The sequence below is a fragment of the Mesobacillus zeae genome (assembly GCF_003570705.1).
GTDB classification, from domain to species: domain Bacteria; phylum Bacillota; class Bacilli; order Bacillales; family Cytobacillaceae; genus Mesobacillus_C; species Mesobacillus_C zeae.
The window spans coordinates 77,858-96,810 of sequence record NZ_QWVT01000037.1; the positions used below are offsets into that span (position 1 = coordinate 77,858).

Sequence of the window (18,953 nt, forward strand, 5' to 3'; positions counted from 1 at the left end):
AGTAATGTGAAGAAAACGTTAATTGGATAATTCTGAAAAAGGAACCTACTTTTTCGAGTAGGCTCCTTTTAAAAACATATGTATCACTCTTTTTATTTCATGAGCCGGGGTTCAAATTCATTCTCCCCCGCCAGAAGAAGCTGCAGCGGCTGATGTGCTGGCCATTACGGCTATCATGGCTGCTTGCTGCGCCTGAATGATCGCATCGATTGTTGTATAAATTCCTGTTTCAAGCAACGAGGTGTTCTCCATTTTTTCACTCATCATCAGATTGGCAGCCATGACGATATTTAAATCTTTATGCCATTTGAAGAGTTTATCTCCGTTTAAGAAAGCAGCACCCTCCATGATGGTGCTTACTTCCTTATTCCCTTCTTCCAAAAGGGCAAGAAGGCCAACCACTGGATAATGCATACCTTTTGGTTTTTTCCCTGATAATTTGAAGGCATCGTATACTGAGGTACATCGCTGGATTAACCGATCTGCATCAGTCTGTTCATCAATTGAAAGAATATGGCTTAAAAACTGCAGATCGTTTCCTTTACAGAAGGCATCCCTGCTTAATTTTTGGTAAAAATGCTCCACACGTTCAATAATCTCCTCCACCGTTCCTTCGCGGCCTGCTAATAGTGCTGCTAAAGGATAATCACTGGCTGAAGTGAGGAACATATGATGGCTCTTCATTCCTTTATAAATCTCCATAATCCGTTGAATATCTTCTGAACTGCTGTTTTCCTGTTGAGCCAGCAACACTTGGGCAGCGATATATGTGGATGCCCCCCTGCTGAACCGCGCCCCCACCAATCTTTCATAGATTCCAAGCAGGTCTTGAAACTTATTTTCCGGATCGTCAAAACGGGTATCCAGCATGGCAGCAGTTGTAAAGCGCTGCTCCGATTTCAGCGTGTTAAACGCTCCCACATTACTCTTTATATAGTCACTCATCCTCAAGAACCGCTGAAATTCAAACGGTTTCTTATTCATCGCATAAAGCAATGCCACCATCATCAATATACGCTGATCAGATACCTTCCACTTAAGTTCCGACTTTAATTCTGAATATATTTCTTTATACAGCTGAAGCTTATCTTCAAAAGTTTTTTCAAGCATAGCCGCATTCCTCCATTCTATATTATTACGGAATATGTCTGGATTAAGTTTCCTTATGTTGTAATATAATTGTCAACAATCTTCAAGAAATATTAATAAGGCAGCTACCCCAAAGGGCCGCTGCCTTCCTGTTTCCACTCAAATCTCCAGATCACTCACCCAACCCCCGTATCATCTCTTTCAACAGCTCCGGCAATACTTCTAGCGCATATGGCAGATAGAGGCGCTCGGTGTTTTTGTGAGCGTCTTTGCCGATTGGGCCAATGTTGATGATTGGAATGTTTAGGGATTGTGACTGCTGGAATGGGTAGTCAAAATCGGTTCCCCATCCGGCGAAGTTTTTCGTTAGGATTTCGATGTCTTTCTCTGTTCCTTTGAATCCAAATTCGCTTAAGTCCGAGATTCCTTCGTAAATTTCGCCGATGGAAAGCGGCATGTTGTACTGTTCTTTTGCTAGAGTTACTACTCTAGCAGCGCATTGGACAATCTTGATTTCAGCAGCGCTCTTCCTTTCATTGAAACCGGATGGGCAGTATGGCGGCAGGAAGCCAACGACTACTGCCGGGCCTTTCAAGCCGGTGATGTCAGCCAGATGGCTGACGAGCCTCATTCCCCTGTCTTGGAGCTCCAGTTCAGCTGGTAGGCTAGTCAGGAAGTCTGACGATATTTTGCTGAATTGTTTTCCCGTTTCCTTCTCTGCCATAGTGGCGAGTTCACTATATTCGATTACCCTCGGGTTGAACTCTTTCTTTGCTGTATGCGTCCGCTGTTTTGATCTGTTCTCATCATAAGCGGCCAAAGCTCCGGCTAGCGCAGTGTGGGCTGCCTCCTTGATGCTTCCCAGTACTTCATCCGGAGTCTTCGTGACAAACAGGCAATTGTAGTACATTCCAATCCGCTCGATTACCGTCACCGAATAGGTTGGCTTCAAGTCATTTACTTTTAAGCAGGTGAGAGGCGGATAGGTGACATCCTTGAATTGATCTGCAAACAGACTGCTGCCCTCAAGCCTATCGCCAAGCTTAAAAGCAATTGTGGAGGCCGGCAGCCCTTCAAAGTATTCACCTACATGCGTCTCTCTCCCCAGGATGAAAGTGAACGGCGTATACATTCCAATCGTACCGAGGTGAATCCAGCCATGATCTTTATTTTCCTGGGTGATGCTTGGCTCGCTGTCAATGCAGCAAAGGAATTCATAGCCGTCTTTCTTTAATTCATCCAAATAGAGGACTGCTTCATGAATTCCGCATGCATTATTTTCTTCATCAGCAACAGCTAGATATAAAAGGTTGACGTCCAATTCCTCCGTAGAGTTGGAGAACTCGGAAAGCACTGCTGCCTGGACAATCAATCCTGATTTCATATCGGCAGTGCCACGGCCAAAAAGCCAGTCCCCGGACTCGAGATCTTGTCTTGCTTCCTTGGAAATCACTTCATTTTTGATAAGCTTTGTATACTTCTCCGGATCGAAAGCTTCTTCGCGCAAATGTCCGCATACATCGGTATCCACTACATCAAAATGTCCCATTAGGATGACGGTTTTCTTCGTATCCTTTTTAGCCTTCACCCAGGCACAAAGATTGGAACGCCCGAGCCGGTCTCCCTGGATAGGCTGGATAAAGACATCCTCAGGGTTGTTTTGATAATACGGGAGCTTTTTCAGCTCTTCATAAAGAAATTTTGGGGCTTCTTTTTCCGCTTCCGAATCGGTCACGCTCTTGACACGGCAAAACGAGAGCAGCGTCTGGTAAATCGATTCCGGGGTATTATTCAGGATTCTCTGCATTATTAATCTGCTCCCTTACATAGGTTGGCAACATGAACGAGCCACGGTGTACCTCTGTATTATAGTACTTCGTCTTAAGGCCGAATTCCTTCCATGTCTGCGGATGGAAATCATTGAGCGGATGGAACTTTTTCGACGCGAACCCAAACAGCCAATGTCCTGAAGGGTATGTCGGCATATTGTATTGATATACTTCAGAAATCGGGAACAGCCTTTTAATCTTGGCAACCGCCCTGCGCATTTCCCTGGCGTTTTTTTCATAAAAAGGGCTTTCACACTGGTTTACTAATATTCCTTCATCAGTGAGGGCATTGTAGCAACTCTGGTAAAACTCGTTCGTGAACAACCCTTCTCCCGGTCCAATTGGATCCGTAGAATCAACGATGATTAGATCATAATGACCTTTCACCCTGCGGACGAATTCCGCACCGTCCTCAAAATAAAGCGTAACCCGCGGGTCAGTCAACTTCCCGGCAGTTAAAGGAATATATTTTTTCGCTGCCTCCACCACCATTTCATCGATTTCAACCATGTGGATTTCTTCAATCGATGGGTAGCGTGTTAGTTCACGTACCGTACCTCCATCACCCCCGCCAATTACAAGGGCTTTCTTAATGTTTGGATTTGTGGCCATTGGAACATGGACGATCATATCATGATAGATGAATTCATCCTTCGACGTCAGCATGACAATGCCATCAATGATCAGAAATTTCCCCATCTCTTCACTATCGAATACATCAATCTGCTGGTAAGGGCTTTTCCCCGTGAATAAATGCTCCTTCACTTTAATTGAAAATGAAATGTTCTCTGTTTGAGGTTGTGTATACCATAGTTCCAATTTAATCTCCCCTTTTTGATAGTTTGATGTACTTCCGTAAACATGCGAAAACTAAAGGGAGAAATCCCCCCTTTAGTCTTCTTGAAAATATTCAGCTCAGTTTTTAACAACCGGCTTTAATAAGAAAATCTCTGCTAATTGCTTATCCAATTCACGCTGGGCTTCTTCCACCTTAACCTGATCGGGGCGGTCAACCCCCAGGAAATAAACGAGAAGGCCGCGAATGGAGGTAAGCCTGTTTTCCGCTTCATCAAATACAATTGAAATATCAGAATCGATGACCTCATCGGTTACTTCTTCACCCCGGGTAGCTGGCAGACAATGCATGAACTTGGCTCCGGGATTTGCTTTTTTCATGAGATCCATTGTGACCTGGTATTTTGGATAGAAGATTGACCATCTCTCCTCTTCCGATAACTCAGCCTCGTACAAACCATACCACACATCAGTGTAGACAAAATCAGCATCTCTCAAGGCAACATCAGGGTCATCAGTAATGTGGAAGCTTCCACCCGATACTTTGCAGTTATCTTCCATGATCTTGATATGGTGGTCTTTCAGCTGAAAACCTTCCGGCCCGCAATGAACATAGCTCATTCCCATTTTAGTAGTGATAAATCCAAGTGACGCGCAAACTTGAGTAGCATCTCCCATAAACACGACTTTGCATTCTTCTATTCTTTTTCCTTCAGGAAGATGTTCAATCATTGTTATGAGATCACCCATTTCCTGGGTTGGATGGTTGTAATCGGACATCGCATTGATAACAGGGATGGTTGAATTCTCAGCCAAATCTACAACTGATTTATGTCTTTCAACCCGCGCCATCAAAATATCGGTTAATCTTGAAAGCACCCGGCTTGTATCTTCAATCGTTTCATGTCCGCCGAGCTGGATTTGTCCTGGTGCAAGATACTGTGCATGCCCGCCAAGCTGTTCCATGGCTGTTTCAAAAGAAACTCGTGTTCTGGTGGATGATTGCTGGAATATCATTCCCAAGGTTTTGTTTTTCAAGAGCTGTGGATAGTACCCTGCTTTTATGCACTTTTTAAGGGCAAGGGACAAGTTAACGATTTCCATCAATTCTTTCTTAGTAAAATCATTAGTATCAATATAATTTTGAGCTGCCACCATCATTTCCCCCTTAATTTTCGAGTCGTATCATTCTGACAACAATTTTGGATTTCCTTCTTTCCTGCCATCCTAGTTGACAAAGCTGCGTTTGCTGCGAGGCTGCTGTTGTGTAATACAATGGATATTACCGCCGCCTAAAAGGATTTCCCTTGCCGGTACGCCAACTACTTTGCGGTCGGGATACAACTCTCTAAATAATTCCAATGCCTTTTCATCATTAGGATCATTGAAAAGGGGAACGACTACGCCTCCATTTGGCGTATAGTAGTTAACATAAGAAGCAGCCAGGCGGTCACCTTCCACACGAGGAAGCGTACCTTCCACATGGTCTACGCCTTCCGCTTCTTCTTTTGTGATTGTGATTGGTGCCGGAACATGACATTTATGGACTTTTAATTCACGTCCTTTTGCATCCGTTTCACTTGTTAAGATGTCATAGCACTCTTTGGAGATTTCATATTGCGGATCGTTCTTGTCATCGGTCCATGCCAGGACAACTTCTCCAGGCCTTACGAAGCTGCAAATATTATCAACATGGCCATTCGTTTCATCAAGATAGATACCTCGTTTAAGCCAAATGATTTTTTCCACATTTAAGTATTCTTTCAATATATCTTCGATTTCATGTTTTGACAGTGACGGGTTACGTCCTTCACTTAGCAGACATTCCTCCGTTACCATCAATGTCCCTTCACCATCAACATGGATGGACCCGCCTTCAAGCACGAAATTGTTTAAACGATATCTGTCTTTGCGTTCAATATCGCAAACCTTTTGAGCGATATGATCATCATCATCCCAAGGGAAATAAAGTCCATCGACAAGGCCGCCCCAGGAGTTGAACGTCCAGTCTACGCCGTGGACATCACCCGTCTCATCATTTACTACGAACGTAGGGCCAACATCGCGCATCCAAGAGTCGTCTGTTACCATTTCGACCACCCGAATGTGTTCAGGAAGCATATAGCGGGCATTTGTATACTGGGCAGGACTGACAACCATCGTTACTGGTTCAAATTCTGAAATTGCTTTAGCAACTTCTACAAAGGCATGCTGTGCAGGTTTTGCACCATTCCGCCAATTATCGGTCCTCTCAGGCCAAATCATCCAACATCCTTCATGTTCCTCAAATTCACCTGGCATATGGTATCCATCAACTTTAGGATTGCTTTGCAATGTGAGCATGGTCACCAATCTCCTTTTCCCTGTGTTTTTGTTTTAAGCTATGGTTCACAATTAACTCGCCGGCAATGACCGAAATGATCGTCCCTATAAGGAGCGGCAGTTTAAACATGATTTCTTCCTCACTTAAATTCAGGGGCACCACTGTGAAAACGACTGAAACAACAAGTAATGTAAGTGGAACATAAGTAATCAGTTTTAATTTGAAACCTGTTCCCTTTACTTTGTACGGGCGTTCCCGGTCCGGGTCGATTTTTCTCAGTTTAAGGAAAGCTGGGAACATGAAGATATAAGATGCCAATAGGGTGACAAGGTTAAGCGCGAAGAAGCTCCAGAAAATATCTTCCAGCCCGTAATGAGTCATGATCGGTACGCTTAATACAAGAACAGTGGAAACAATTCCATTCATTAAGGGAGCACCAACCGGCATGTCTGTTTTCTCGCTTTTCCATTTGAAGACTTTTGGCAGGCTGCTGTTTTCACTGGCATACATTGCAACATAGTTTATCCCGTACGCCCAGGATATTAGGTTGGCAGCAAGTGTGAACAAAAACATCAGCCCTATAATGGTCACGAACCATGTTGCGTCTCCGCCAAGCAGAATCGAGAAGCTGTCCAGCAATCCGCTGTCTGTTGTCAGCTGGTCAAACGGGATAGCGGCCCCGACGCCAAATGCAGCAAGCAAGTAGAATACTGCAATCAATATTCCACCGATGATCAATGCTTTCGGTATGTCTTTTTGCGGATTATCCATTTCACCCGCCATTGAGGTGACAACCTCGAAACCGAGGAAGTTGAAGATAATGACTGATATGAACGAAAGGCTTGTTATATCAAGTGACGGTAGCATTGTTTTGGTAGTGAATGTGTTCGCAACACCCTGAGTGAACGCGATATAAATACCGATCACGCCAAGACTGACCATAATAAACACTTTGAAAACCGCAGCAAGGTTCAAAATCCATTTGCTGTCGCTGATTTTAAAAAAGCTGATGACCGTTACAAGCCATACAAATGCCAATGAGATGATAATTGAGCTGGCTGATCCGAATTCATGCCCTGAAATCTGGGTAATCGTCATTGGAACAAGGACTGCGAGCGACCCCATCCAAAGCGGGTAGTTGATCCAGTAATACCAGGCAACCCTGCCTCCGTTCCTCGGGCCAAAAGCCCGTTTTACATAGTCATAAATTCCGCCTTCATCATTGTAGGCTGTTCCTAGTTCAGCTGAAATTAAACCGTATGGCAAGAAGAAACAAATCAAAAGCAGCAGCCACCAAAAAAATTGTGAAGGGCCGACTGCTGCGGCCGGTGCAACCGATTCCGAGACAAGTACAACGGTTACGGATAATAATACTGAGTCAAACAAGCGGAGCTTTTTTTTACCTTCCATCATTCCCACTCCTAAACGCTTTATATTTTGCGACAGGGTGATTCTTGAAACCAAAATCCATGGCTCAAATCTTGGGATGATAGTGCTCATGATGTGGCTCTATATCAAAATATGAGCCTAATCTTATAGCAACATAATTACTCCTTCCGAATATACCGTTATTTAATTTTAAAAATTGCCAACATTCCTGCAGTAATGTTTATACTCATATAGTAATCCTGTCTACACTGAATGAGAATAGTTTCAGCGCCTTTAGAATCGGGGGCGAGTTGATTAAAACATGTTTCAAAACATGAAACATGTTTCATGAAAGCGGAAAACAGCAGCCCTAAAAATAAAAGAGAACAAAAAAACCCCATTGAAGCCGTTTGTCTGACTCCAAAGGGGGTTCTCAAAAGTTATTCTGATATTTTTGCTATGTTTGTTTTGGCGCGTTAACCTAAGTTTCTCTTTCCATGTATTTGTAGGCAATTAATTCGATAATGCCGATCATCGAGATTCTTGATGTCATATCAATATCATTAAACTGAATTTGGTCTGCAAATACATAAAGATTAATATGGCTCATGTTTTGTACCGGATTATTATTAGCTGAGGTGATGGAAACGACGGTGGCTTTCGACTTAATATTGAGTTGCTCTATGTCCCAGATAAGTTCTTCATCTTCCCCGCCGTACGATAAAAAGAAAACAAGATCGTTACTATGTATGCCATTCAGCAGCATCTTTCGAAAATAGTGATCCTCAGGAAAAATGACGTCAAACCCTAGACCGGAGAAAATATATTCAAAATAATGGCCAACACTCTTGTTCAACCCGCGTGCCATTATAACAATCCTCGGTTTTCGTTCAAGGATCTGAATAATTTTATCCACCTTTGCCTGATCAAGGACCCGCACGGATTCATAAATGTTTTTTAAATACTCAATTTGATAATCTTCCTGTGAGACAACAAAAGGATTTTGGTTCTCTACCATATTTATATCCGTATATTTCAAAATTGCGATAAAATCGCTATAGCCAGAAAAGCCAATTTTCCGTAAAAACCTGATAATTGTAGCAGGAGATACATAGCATTTCAACGCAAGATCACGTACCGTGCTTTTTTTCACTTCTTCCATATTGCGAATGATGTGATTATAAAGGTCTTTCTCGTTACTGTTTAGTGCATGAATATGTTTAGAAGTTATAGCAAAAAAGTCCATAGTATCTCCTTTCAAAGCCATTCACATAGTCCTTTCTTAATAGTAGGAAAATTCACTTGTTTTGTATAGCGTTTTCACAAGCATTTAACAATGTGAGGGAATTAAAGAAAGATTTGTGAATTGAATTGCTATTCTTTCAGAAGACTGTATATTTCTATATCAACGATTCCTTTCCCTGACCATATTGCGGCTTGCCTTAATGTCCCTTCTCTTATAAAACCATTCTTCAGCAGGACCTTCTTTGAATTCTCATTTTGCAGCATGACCTCGGCCTGGATTCTGTTGACGTTTGCTTCTTTAAATAAAAACTCCACCAACATACTTACAGCTTCCGTAGCAATGCCCCGGCCCCAATGTGATTCAGCTAAAAAATACCCGATCTTCACCATATTTACTTTATGATTCATGTCAAAGACTTCAATAATTCCCACCAACTCATGATTCGAAAAAATGCCCCACTTCACCCTGGTCTTCTTGCTGTAATCACGTTCAAAATGTCCAATCATCTTTTTTACTGTTTCTTTGTTATGCTTAGGAATAATCCCGCAGTATTCAAATACTCGATCATTATCATAAATAGCAAAAACACCCTCCAGATGACTCTCTTCTATTCTCTTCAAAATGAGATGATCAGACTTTATAACAGGAAATTCATTATAAAAAGCTTCAATATTAATAGCCTCTCACCACTTTCTATCGTATTCGTATTTATTAGCAGCCTTGATATTATAATTATATCTAAATATTCAGTTTTCGTCTCATAGTCTTATCCTCTTTTATAGATGGTTCTATTACGAACTGTTGTTTATATTCTTGTTAAACGAAGGATTCAAAAAAACTGCTCTTCTGTGACAACTACTAGACAGGCGGCTTATTTCCTCGATTGCTTCACGCGTCCACGACACTTTGTCCGAAAATAAAAAGAAGCAGAAAACCGGCAATAGGTTTCTGCTTCTTAGACTCATCTTTTCAGGTTACTAAACAACAATCGTTAGTTGCCTTACTTCAGTACGATTTCCGCGACACATTCCACATGTGTCGTATGAGGGAACATGTCAACTGGCTGGATTTGCTTGGTTTGGTAGCCACCGTCCTCGAGGATGCGAAGGTCGCGTGCCAAGGTTGCCGGGTTGCAGCTGACATAAACGACTTTTTTCGGCTTCATCTCAATGATGGTCTCTAATAAAGTTGAATCGCAGCCTTTTCTCGGCGGATCCACGACGAAAACGTCTGCGACGATGCCTTCTTCGTACCATTTCGGAATGACTGTTTCTGCTAGGCCCGCTTCGAATTTAGCATTGGTGATGCCGTTGAGGCTGGCGTTGCGCTTTGCGTCCTTAACCGCATCAGGAACGATTTCTACTCCGTATACCTTCTTCGCTTTCTTCGCCATAAACAGGGAGATGGTTCCGATTCCACAGTAAGCGTCAATGACCGTTTCTTTCCCCGTGAGACCTGCATACTCTAGCGCCTTGTCATACAACACTTTCGTTGAGACAGGATTCACCTGGTAGAAGCTTAGCGGCGAGATAGCAAATTTCACATCGCCAATATTGTCGTAAATCACGTCGCTGCCCCAAAGCACCTTCGTTTTTTCGCCAAGGATGACGTTCGTCTTTTTCGTATTAATGTTTTGGATAATGGATCTGACATTCGGAAGCGCGGCCAAAATCTTCTCGACGAGATGACTTTTATGCGGCAAGTCCGATATCCTTGTCACAAGGATGATCATGAGCTCGCCTGACTCTTTTCCGTAGCGGGCCATGATATGGCGGAGTATGCCGGTATGCTTTTCTTCGTTAAACGGCTGGATCTCAAGCTTGCTGCAAATCTCCTTCACCACTTTTATTGCCTCATTCACCTCTGGCAGGTGGATCAGGCTTTCATCCGTATCGATAATTTCATGGCTCCGAGGCTTGTAGAAACCGGCAATCAGCTTGCCGTCTTTTTGCCCGACAGGTACTTGTGCCTTATTGCGGTAATTCCATGGATTTTCCATGCCGAGGACCGGATGGATGGCTGCGTTCTCAAGCTTTCCAATCCGTGCCATCGCTTGGCGCACGAGGTTCTCCTTGGAATTCAGCTGGCCCTCATAGCTGATGTGCTGCAACTGGCAGCCACCGTATTTATGTGCTTCCTCCGGGCTGACATCGACGCGGAAAGGACTGCGTTCAAGGATGTCGACAAGCTTGCCGAATCCGTAGCCTTTATTCACCTTGATAATCTTGATGGACGCCTTTTCACCAGGAAGAACGCCAGGAACGAAGATTGGGTAGCCATCAATCTTGACCACACCGGATCCGTCATGTGTCAGGTCCTCACATACTGCTTCAATACAATCATTCTTCTCTACCGGAATACTTTTATCCATTACATACTTCCTTTTCAATTAAGATATGCTCGATTTTATCACAACAGAGGCCATATTGCCCTATTCAGTCAGACTCTTTTCCTTTTGCCTCATATTATGGAGATACACTTTTATCATAAAATAGCTGACTTCATCAGGCAAAAGCTCCTTGATTGGCTTTAGCCGATCGGCTCCAGCTTCCTCCACTGCCTTTTCAATCATTACCAAATATTCGTCGGGAACGAGCAGGGAAAAGTTCATCTCCATTCCTTGCTGCAAACATTGAATGAGATGGCTTTCAACCGTGCTGGCTGCAAGTTCGCGCTTTTGGGCGGTCTCCGCCACACCCAGGCCTTCCCCGTGCAGCTTGTACGTTTCCAGATGGGAATCTCCCACCGCTTTTTTCGCCGGTTTTGTCGGTGCGGCCGACACTGCGGCTGACGTCTCTCGTTCCGGATGGGCCTCTCGAAACAGAATGATCCTCTCAATAAAAGGCTTCCCATACTTTTCAAGCTTATGCTGGCCTACTCCGCTGACCTGAAGAAAATCTTCCTCGTTAACAGGCAGCCGTGCACACATATCTTTTAACGAAGTATCGGAAAAAATAACAAACGGTGGTACACGCTCCTCGTCCGCAATTGATTTCCTCAATTCGCGGAGCTCTTCGAACAGCGGATCGTCATTCGCCACCTGCCGTATTTTAACCGCTTCTTTCCGGAACACTTGCGCCTTCCCCGTCAGGACGTCCTTTCCCTCCGGAGCAACAAAAATTATCGGATACGCACCGTGTTCCACACCAATCAGATTTTGCGAGATAAGAAATTCAATAAGCTCGGTCACTGCCTTCGCACTTTGACTTTTCATGATTCCATATGTGGTTAGACGGTCAAACCCGAACTCAAGGATTTTCTTGTTCCGCGAACCGGTCAGGACGCCTGCTGTTATCGCCTTGCCGAATTTCTGGCCCATGCGGATGATGCAGCTCAGCACCATTTGTGCTTCCTTCGTTACCTCAACGCTCTCGCGGCTGTCAGTACAGTTGCCGCAGCGGCCGCAGGGTTCAGGGTCGCATTCGCCAAAGTAGCGGAGAATGGACGCCTGAAGGCAATCCTCGGTGTGGCAATAATCAACCATGCTCTGTAGCTTTTCAAGTTCCTGGCCCATTCGGATCTGTTCCGCCGACTGGTCAATGAGAAACCGCTGGATTTGCACATCCTGTGACGAATAGAGAAGGACGCACTCGCTGTCGAGGCCATCCCGCCCCGCACGGCCTGCTTCCTGATAGTAGCTCTCCATATTCTTCGGCATCTGGAAATGGATCACATACCTGATATTCGATTTATCAATTCCCATGCCGAAAGCGGATGTCGCCACCATGACAGTCGCCTCATCACGAAGGAACCTTTCCTGCTCACTGTTCCGTTCAGTGTCATTCATGCCGGCATGGTATCTTGCTGCCTCAATGTTTTCTTTTTGCAGCCATTCATGGATCTGGTCAACCGTTTTTCTTGTCGCCGCATATATGATACCGGCCTCTTTGCTGTTCTTTTTCACATAGTCCTTCAGGAACAAAAGCTTGTCCTGCCCCTTGATGACTGAAAAAGCTAAATTGGTGCGCTCAAAGCCAGTAATGACTGCATTGGCAGAATCGATGCCGAGCGACTGGCAAATATCTTCCTGTACCATTGGCGTTGCGGTCGCCGTCAGGGCCAGCACCACAGGCTTCCCCGGCAAAGCTTTCACCAGCCGGGCAATCTGCAGATAGCTTGGCCGGAAGTCATGGCCCCATTGTGATATGCAATGCGCCTCATCAACAGCGACAAGCGGAATATCGATATATTGGAGCTTGTCCTGGAAGTCAGAAGACTCTAAGCGCTCGGGAGCCACATACAATAGCTTGTATTCGCCGTAGACGGCTGCTTCCAGTGTTTCCGCTGCCTCTGCAGCTGATAATGACGAGTTGATATAGGCCGCCGATATTCCAAGCTGGCGCAATGTATCAACCTGGTCCTTCATGAGTGAAATCAGCGGAGAAATGACAAGTGTCGTCCCTTGTGACATCAATGCAGGAATCTGGTAGACAATCGATTTTCCTCCGCCAGTCGGCATGATGCATACCGTATTTTTGCCATTCAAGGCGGAAACAATCGCCTGCTCCTGGCCTGTGCGGAAAGCCGGATAGCCAAAGTATGTTTTAAGTAGTTCGCGGGCTTTTTCAAGCAAAATGAGAAGCTCCTTTCTGCGGTGGGGATTATTTAAAAGGGGCGGCTTGAGGCTGCAGTCATTGATTAACTACGATGAAGAACAATACCTGTTTTATTTTAACATACATCCGGGGAGATTTTTTGCCGAAAAAACAAGGGCCGCCCTGGTCAACAGGACAGCCCGCCATTTTTTATTCTGCGCCGATTCTTTCCACTTTTGCACGTACTTCTTCAATGTTGCGCATTTTGTTGTCCCAGCATTTCTGGCTGAGGTCAACCGGGTATTCTTCAGGGTTCAGAGATCGCTTGTACTCATCCCAGAGATGTCCAAGCGATTCCTTCGCATATTTCCGGATCTCTTCAAGCGAAGGAAGCTTATAAACGAGTTTGCCATCAGCATAAATGTCCGTATGCAGCTCTCTTGCCTCGAAGTCACTGACGTATTTTTTAATATACGTATGCGTTGGATGGAACATCTTCAGGCGCTTTTCGCTTGCCGGGTTTTCACCCTCTAGAGTGATATAGTCCCCTTCCGCATAGCCCTTTTTCTTATTGATAATCCTGTAAACCTTTTTCAAGCCAGGCGTAGTGACTTTTTCAGGATTGGCTGAAATCTTGATGGTATCTTCCATCACGCCAGCTTCGTTTTCTATCGACACGATTTTATAAACAGCGCCTAACGCAGCCTGGTCGTAAGCTGTGATCAGTTTTGTCCCAATGCCCCATGAATCGATTTTGGCACCTTGGGATTTCAGGTTCACGATCGTATACTCGTCAAGATCGCTCGAGGCAACCACTTTTGCGTCCGGAAATCCAGCTTCATCAAGCATACGGCGCGCTTCTTTCGACAGATAGGCAAGGTCACCGCTGTCGAGGCGGACGCCAATGAAGTTAATCCGGTCCCCAAACTCGCGGGCCACCTTGATTGCATTCGGCACACCGGAGCGGAGCGTATCATATGTATCCACAAGGAAAACACAGTCTTTATGAGTCTCAGCATATTTAGAGAACGCTGCATATTCATCACGGTACGCCTGGACCATCGAATGAGCATGCGTTCCTGCGACCGGTATTCCGAAAAGCTTTCCGGCACGGACATTACTCGTTGAATCGAACCCTGCAAGATAAGCCGCACGGGTACCCCATAAGGCCGCATCCATTTCCTGAGCCCGTCGCGTACCGAATTCCATTGCGACTTCATTGCCCACCACGTGTTTAATTCTCGAGGCTTTCGTTGCAATCAATGTTTGATAATTTACGATATTGAGGAGCGCTGTCTCGATCAGCTGCGCTTCCCCAAGCGGAGCATCAACCCTGATCAGCGGTTCGCTGCCAAACACAACCTCACCTTCACGCATCGAAGTGATTTTGCCTGTGAAGCGAAGATTATTCAAATAATCAAGAAAGTCCTCACCGTATCCGGCCTCATTCCGTAAATACGCGATGTCGTCATCCGTAAAGCGGAAGTTCTCTATATACTGAACAATCCTTTCCAGCCCTGCAAAAACCGCAAACCCATTGCCGAACGGGAGCTTCCTGAAAAACAGTTCGAATATAGATTTCCGCTTATGCAACCCGTCCCGCCAGTAAGTCTCCAGCATATTAATCTGGTAAAGATCTGTATGAAGCATGAAACCATCGTCACTATACTTCTTCTCCATGAAAAAAACCTCCGCATCTCTTCTGCAAGTTCTGTTCGCTGCAGCTCGTCTCCCTTTTTCCTATCCCTATTTTACTACTGCGCCAAGCGCACCTTCAAAATGTCCAAGGGCCCACTCATGCCCCGCCTGGTTGAAGGATGCTACCGCATCCTTGTAGACTATTATTTTAAAACCGCGGTTATACGCGTCCACCGCTGTATGCAGGACACATATATCCGTACAGACGCCCACAATATGCACTTCGTCAATTCCGCGTTCGCGAAGCTTGATCTCAAGATCCGTGCCGGCGAATGCAGAGTATCTTGTTTTATCGAGGTAAAGGACATTTTCCCGCGTCTTGTTCCGTTCGTAAAGAGGTTTCAGGCTACCGTAAAGGTCGCGGCCGGCCGTTCCCCTGATATTATGGGGCGGGTACAGCCTCGTTTCAGGATGGTATTCATCCCCCTCGTCATGAACATCAATCGCAAATACCGTATAGTCTCCGCCTTCAATGAATTCTTCCGTAAGCGCCACAATTTTTTCTTCAATGCGCTGACCAGGCTCTCCGCAGGTCAGTGCCCCGGCGTCAGCCACAAAATCATACGTATAGTCGACATTGATCAATACTCTTTTCCCCACAACGTATCCTCCCTTTTTCCCAGTCTCATTTGTGAATGCGCAAGCATGTTTTAATCCTATTTTCATAAATTGCAGATAATAGTGCAAATTATTGGCTCGGGAAAAAGAAAAGCGGAGGCGCCTTGCTCAGGTGCGACAAGCATAAGACGAGCCGGTCAGAAGGTCGCTCTTTGACCTTCTTGACGGATTGGCTTATGACTCGAGCACCTAGGCGCTACAGCTGGACAATGAAAAGCGGAGGCGCCTTGCTCAGGGGCCTATGGTCAGCTTATTTTCCTGTTTCTGCATTCACTTTCCGCTTTGTCATTTTTATTTTCCTAATTTGATCTATTATTTCCAGTTCTGCTGATTTTTCTCCTGCTTAATATAAAAAACCGATCGGATTTACCGGTCGGCTTCATATCTGTGATCCTATTTACGGACGATCTTCAGGTCTGATTTTATCTAACGGCACAAAAACTTCAATATGGCGATAGAGATTTTCAAACTCGGCTGGCAATGTTCCGCCATACTCTCCGTCGAGGTTCAGCAGCACCGTTTCATTTGAGTGGACCTTGATCCGGTTTGCGTTTGTATACAGGACATTCGGGTCATTGATATGCTCACCACGAATCGCTAATGTGGAAATCCTGATCAATTCGGCCAGATTAGTTTTTTTCAGGACAAGAAGTGAGAACATCCCGTCATTGATCGATGCATTCGGCGCAAGCTTCTCGAAGCCGCCGACAGAATTCGTCAGGCCGACAAGAAACATCATGACTTCGCCTTCAAATAGCTTTCCATCATACTCAATGCTGACATTTGATGCTTTGAGCGATGGCAGCATTTCAATTCCCTTTAAATAATACGCCAGCTGCCCGAGCATTGTTTTCAGCTTGCTTGGCACCTCGTATGTCAGTTCAGTTATCCGGCCCCCGCCGGCAATATTGATGAAATATCTATCATTAATCCGCCCTACATCGACAGGAATGGTTTCACCTTTTACAATGATATCGACAGCTGCGTCGATACCGCGTGGAATATGAACTGCACGGGCAAAGTCGTTCGTAGTGCCTGTCGGGATGATCCCGATCTTCGGCCTGTACTCCTGCTCCGCGATCCCGTTGATCACTTCATTTATCGTGCCGTCGCCGCCTGCAGCAATGACAAGGTCATAACGGCGCTCTACCGCAATTCTTGCAGCAGTCGTTGCATCACCTTCACCTGTTGTCGCATGGCAGGATGCTTCGTATCCAGCTACCTCCAGCTTCATCAATACCTCTGCCAGGCTCTTTTTGAACACTTCGCGTCCCGACGTCGGATTATAAATAATTCTCGCTCTTTTCATTACCCCATCATCCTATTGAAAATGATTTTTTACTGATTTACATCCTTTTACATCATAGCTCAAATGCCTCTGGCAGGCAATATATGCAAAAAACAAATGCATATATCTAGAATATTTTAGATGTCTCCAACCAAAATTATTGAGAAATATATATTCCCATATGATTCAAATTTAGGAAATCGATGCCCTTTCATTCAAATCCCATTTATTTCATCATAAAACGTATATTGATAAAATAATATATTTTTGGTTCAATAGTAAAATACGTTCAAAATACTACTAAATTATTTGAATTTATCTTTTCATTAATGATAAAATATTCAATAAATTATAATAATTTAAAGGAGGAAGTAAAATGTCGAATGAGACACTACAACTCATTTCGATCGGTATATACATGGCTGCGATGCTCTTAATCGGCTGGTATTCCTACCGAAAGACAAGCAACCTGACTGACTATATGCTTGGAGGACGCTCGCTCGGGCCCGCAGTAACGGCACTAAGCGCGGGGGCTGCCGATATGAGCGGCTGGCTCTTGATGGGTCTGCCAGGGGGCATTTATCTAACAGGCCTGGCCGATGCCTGGATTGCCGTAGGGCTTACCATTGGCGCTTATCTCAACTGGGTCCTTGTCGCCCCGCGGCTTCGTTCCTATACACAGGTGGCGAACGACTCCATCACCATTCCGAGTTTTCTTGAAAATCGTTTCAAAGATACAACCAAACTACTGAGGATTACATCCGGAATTGTTATCTTAATCTTTTTCACTTTTTATGTATCCTCCGGAATGGTATCCGGTGCTGTCTTTTTCGAAAACTCTTTCGGGATTGATTACGTCACAGGACTGTTGATTGTTTCAGCGGTTGTTGTGGCCTACACGCTGTTTGGAGGCTTCCTCGCCGTCAGCTATACCGACTTTATCCAAGGGATGATGATGCTTGTCGCCCTTCTGCTTGTGCCTATCCTTGGCTTTGGAAAAACCGGCGGCCCTGCAGAAACTTTTGACACAATCAGAGCCATCGATCCGGCACTCCTCGACTTTTTAAAGGGGACCACGCTTGTCGGCATCATTTCTGCAGTTGCTTGGGGGCTCGGCTACTTTGGCCAGCCGCATATTATCGTCCGTTTTATGGCTATCTCTTCTGTAAAGGAAACAAAAAGCGCCCGGCGGATCGGCATGGGCTGGATGATTTTCTCACTGTTGGGCACAATTTTTACCGCGCTGATCGGATTGGCTTTCTTTGAGCAAAATCCCGGCTACAAACTTGGTAATCCAGAAGCAGTGGTCATCGAGCTTGGGCAGATATTCTTCCATCCGCTGTTTGCAGGATTCCTTCTGGCAGCAGTGCTGGCAGCAATCATGAGCACGATTTCCTCTCAGCTTATCGTTACTTCCAGTGCGCTGACAGAGGACTTATACAAAATCCTTATGAAAAAAGAAATGTCGGACCGCCATCTCGTCTTCTTTGGAAGAATGGCCGTCCTCGCTGTTTCAGTTATTGCCCTCTTGCTTGCATTGGACCAGAGCAGCACCATCCTTGAGCTTGTTGCCTATGCATGGGCGGGATTCGGCGCTTCATTCGGCCCAATCATCCTGCTCAGCCTTTTCTGGAGAAAAATGAACGGAAAAGGAGCACTGTTCGGCATGATTGCCGGTGCGGTCACCGTCATTGTCTGGAAAAACTTCGACCTTGGCAATGTCCTGTTTGGCGAATCATTATATGAAATCTTACCAGGCTTCCTCATCAACCTAATTGTATCTGTTGTCGTGAGCCTTGCCACCTACCACCGCAATGAGGATATCGAAAAGGAATTCGACGAAAGCCTCCGCGGACTTAAGGAATAAGAGTAAAGAGCAGCCCCTTCTCATCCGAGGAGGGGCCTTTATGCAGTATTTTTCTCTTGAAGAGAAGAAGATTACCAGCAACATTAACCTATTACAAAAAAAAACGCCAGCCATCCAATATTAGAGGGTTCCGTTTTGAGGTGCTTTTCTAAAAGTTTGTACTGAAATGACCGTCGTTTTGACAAAGATTTCGGCTTATAAAAAAATAGTAAAACTCAGTATGGCGAGTTTTCTTATACCAGAATTCCGGATACTTCTTTAACTAAACCAGCTAATAGGATGTCAATATTTTTCATT

General features: G+C 44.9%; 14 protein-coding genes. 1 reads left to right on the plus strand and 13 read right to left on the minus strand.

The features are described 5' to 3' along the window. Positions 1–117: 117 nt before the first annotated feature. From D1970_RS19040 to D1970_RS19105, 13 genes are all read right to left on the minus strand, one after another. The gene (locus D1970_RS19040) at positions 118–1,110 is read right to left on the minus strand and encodes a DUF4003 family protein (RefSeq protein ID WP_119114438.1); all 993 of its coding nucleotides are present in this window, start codon (positions 1,108–1,110) and stop codon (positions 118–120) included. 151 nt (positions 1,111–1,261) lie between these two features. Beyond that, complete coding sequence (locus D1970_RS19045) at positions 1,262–2,896, minus strand: M20/M25/M40 family metallo-hydrolase (RefSeq protein ID WP_119114439.1); 1,635 nt, start codon at positions 2,894–2,896, stop codon at positions 1,262–1,264. Continuing rightward, positions 2,877–3,737 carry a polyamine aminopropyltransferase gene (speE, locus tag D1970_RS19050; RefSeq protein WP_119114440.1) on the minus strand — a complete coding sequence of 287 codons (861 nt, stop codon included), beginning with the start codon at positions 3,735–3,737 and terminating at the stop codon, positions 2,877–2,879. The genes D1970_RS19045 and speE overlap by 20 nt, the downstream gene beginning before the upstream one ends. Positions 3,738–3,833: 96 nt before the next feature. After that, positions 3,834–4,871 carry a putrescine carbamoyltransferase gene (ptcA, locus tag D1970_RS19055; RefSeq protein WP_209796931.1) on the minus strand — a complete coding sequence of 346 codons (1,038 nt, stop codon included), beginning with the start codon at positions 4,869–4,871 and terminating at the stop codon, positions 3,834–3,836. 69 nt (positions 4,872–4,940) lie between these two features. Beyond that, entirely contained in the window at positions 4,941–6,056 is a 1,116-nt protein-coding gene (gene aguA / locus D1970_RS19060) for an agmatine deiminase (RefSeq protein ID WP_119114441.1), read from the minus strand. Then, on the minus strand, positions 6,031–7,446 hold the full coding sequence (locus D1970_RS19065; RefSeq protein ID WP_119114442.1) for an APC family permease: 1,416 nt from the start codon (positions 7,444–7,446) through the stop codon (positions 6,031–6,033). Before D1970_RS19065 ends, aguA begins: the two co-directional genes overlap by 26 nt. 439 nt (positions 7,447–7,885) lie before the next feature. After that, entirely contained in the window at positions 7,886–8,650 is a 765-nt protein-coding gene (locus tag D1970_RS19070) for a MurR/RpiR family transcriptional regulator (protein ID WP_181213435.1), read from the minus strand. A gap of 128 nt (positions 8,651–8,778) precedes the next feature. Continuing rightward, positions 8,779–9,327: a GNAT family N-acetyltransferase gene (locus tag D1970_RS19075; protein WP_119114444.1), complete on the minus strand. Its 549-nt coding sequence runs from the start codon at positions 9,325–9,327 to the stop codon at positions 8,779–8,781. 323 nt (positions 9,328–9,650) lie between these two features. After that, complete coding sequence (gene rlmD, locus D1970_RS19080; RefSeq protein ID WP_119114445.1) at positions 9,651–11,021, minus strand: 23S rRNA (uracil(1939)-C(5))-methyltransferase RlmD; 1,371 nt, start codon at positions 11,019–11,021, stop codon at positions 9,651–9,653. Positions 11,022–11,081: 60 nt separating this feature from the next. After that, the gene (recQ, locus tag D1970_RS19085; RefSeq protein ID WP_119114446.1) at positions 11,082–13,223 is read right to left on the minus strand and encodes a DNA helicase RecQ; all 2,142 of its coding nucleotides are present in this window, start codon (positions 13,221–13,223) and stop codon (positions 11,082–11,084) included. 172 nt (positions 13,224–13,395) lie between these two features. Beyond that, positions 13,396–14,865 (minus strand): nicotinate phosphoribosyltransferase, encoded by a 1,470-nt coding sequence (locus D1970_RS19090; RefSeq protein ID WP_119114447.1) that lies wholly within the window; start codon positions 14,863–14,865, stop codon positions 13,396–13,398. Positions 14,866–14,931: 66 nt separating this feature from the next. Continuing rightward, positions 14,932–15,483 (minus strand): cysteine hydrolase family protein, encoded by a 552-nt coding sequence (locus D1970_RS19095; protein ID WP_259339717.1) that lies wholly within the window; start codon positions 15,481–15,483, stop codon positions 14,932–14,934. 415 nt (positions 15,484–15,898) lie between these two features. Then, positions 15,899–16,810, minus strand: a complete 912-nt coding sequence (locus tag D1970_RS19105) for a diacylglycerol kinase (protein ID WP_119114449.1) — start codon at positions 16,808–16,810, stop codon at positions 15,899–15,901. A 355-nt stretch (positions 16,811–17,165) separates the two neighbouring features. On the opposite strand from D1970_RS19105, the gene putP reads away from it, so the two are divergent. Continuing rightward, positions 17,166–18,656, plus strand: coding sequence for a sodium/proline symporter PutP (gene putP / locus D1970_RS19110; RefSeq protein ID WP_119114450.1), 1,491 nt, complete (start codon positions 17,166–17,168; stop codon positions 18,654–18,656). The last annotated feature ends 297 nt before the right edge of the window (positions 18,657–18,953 follow it).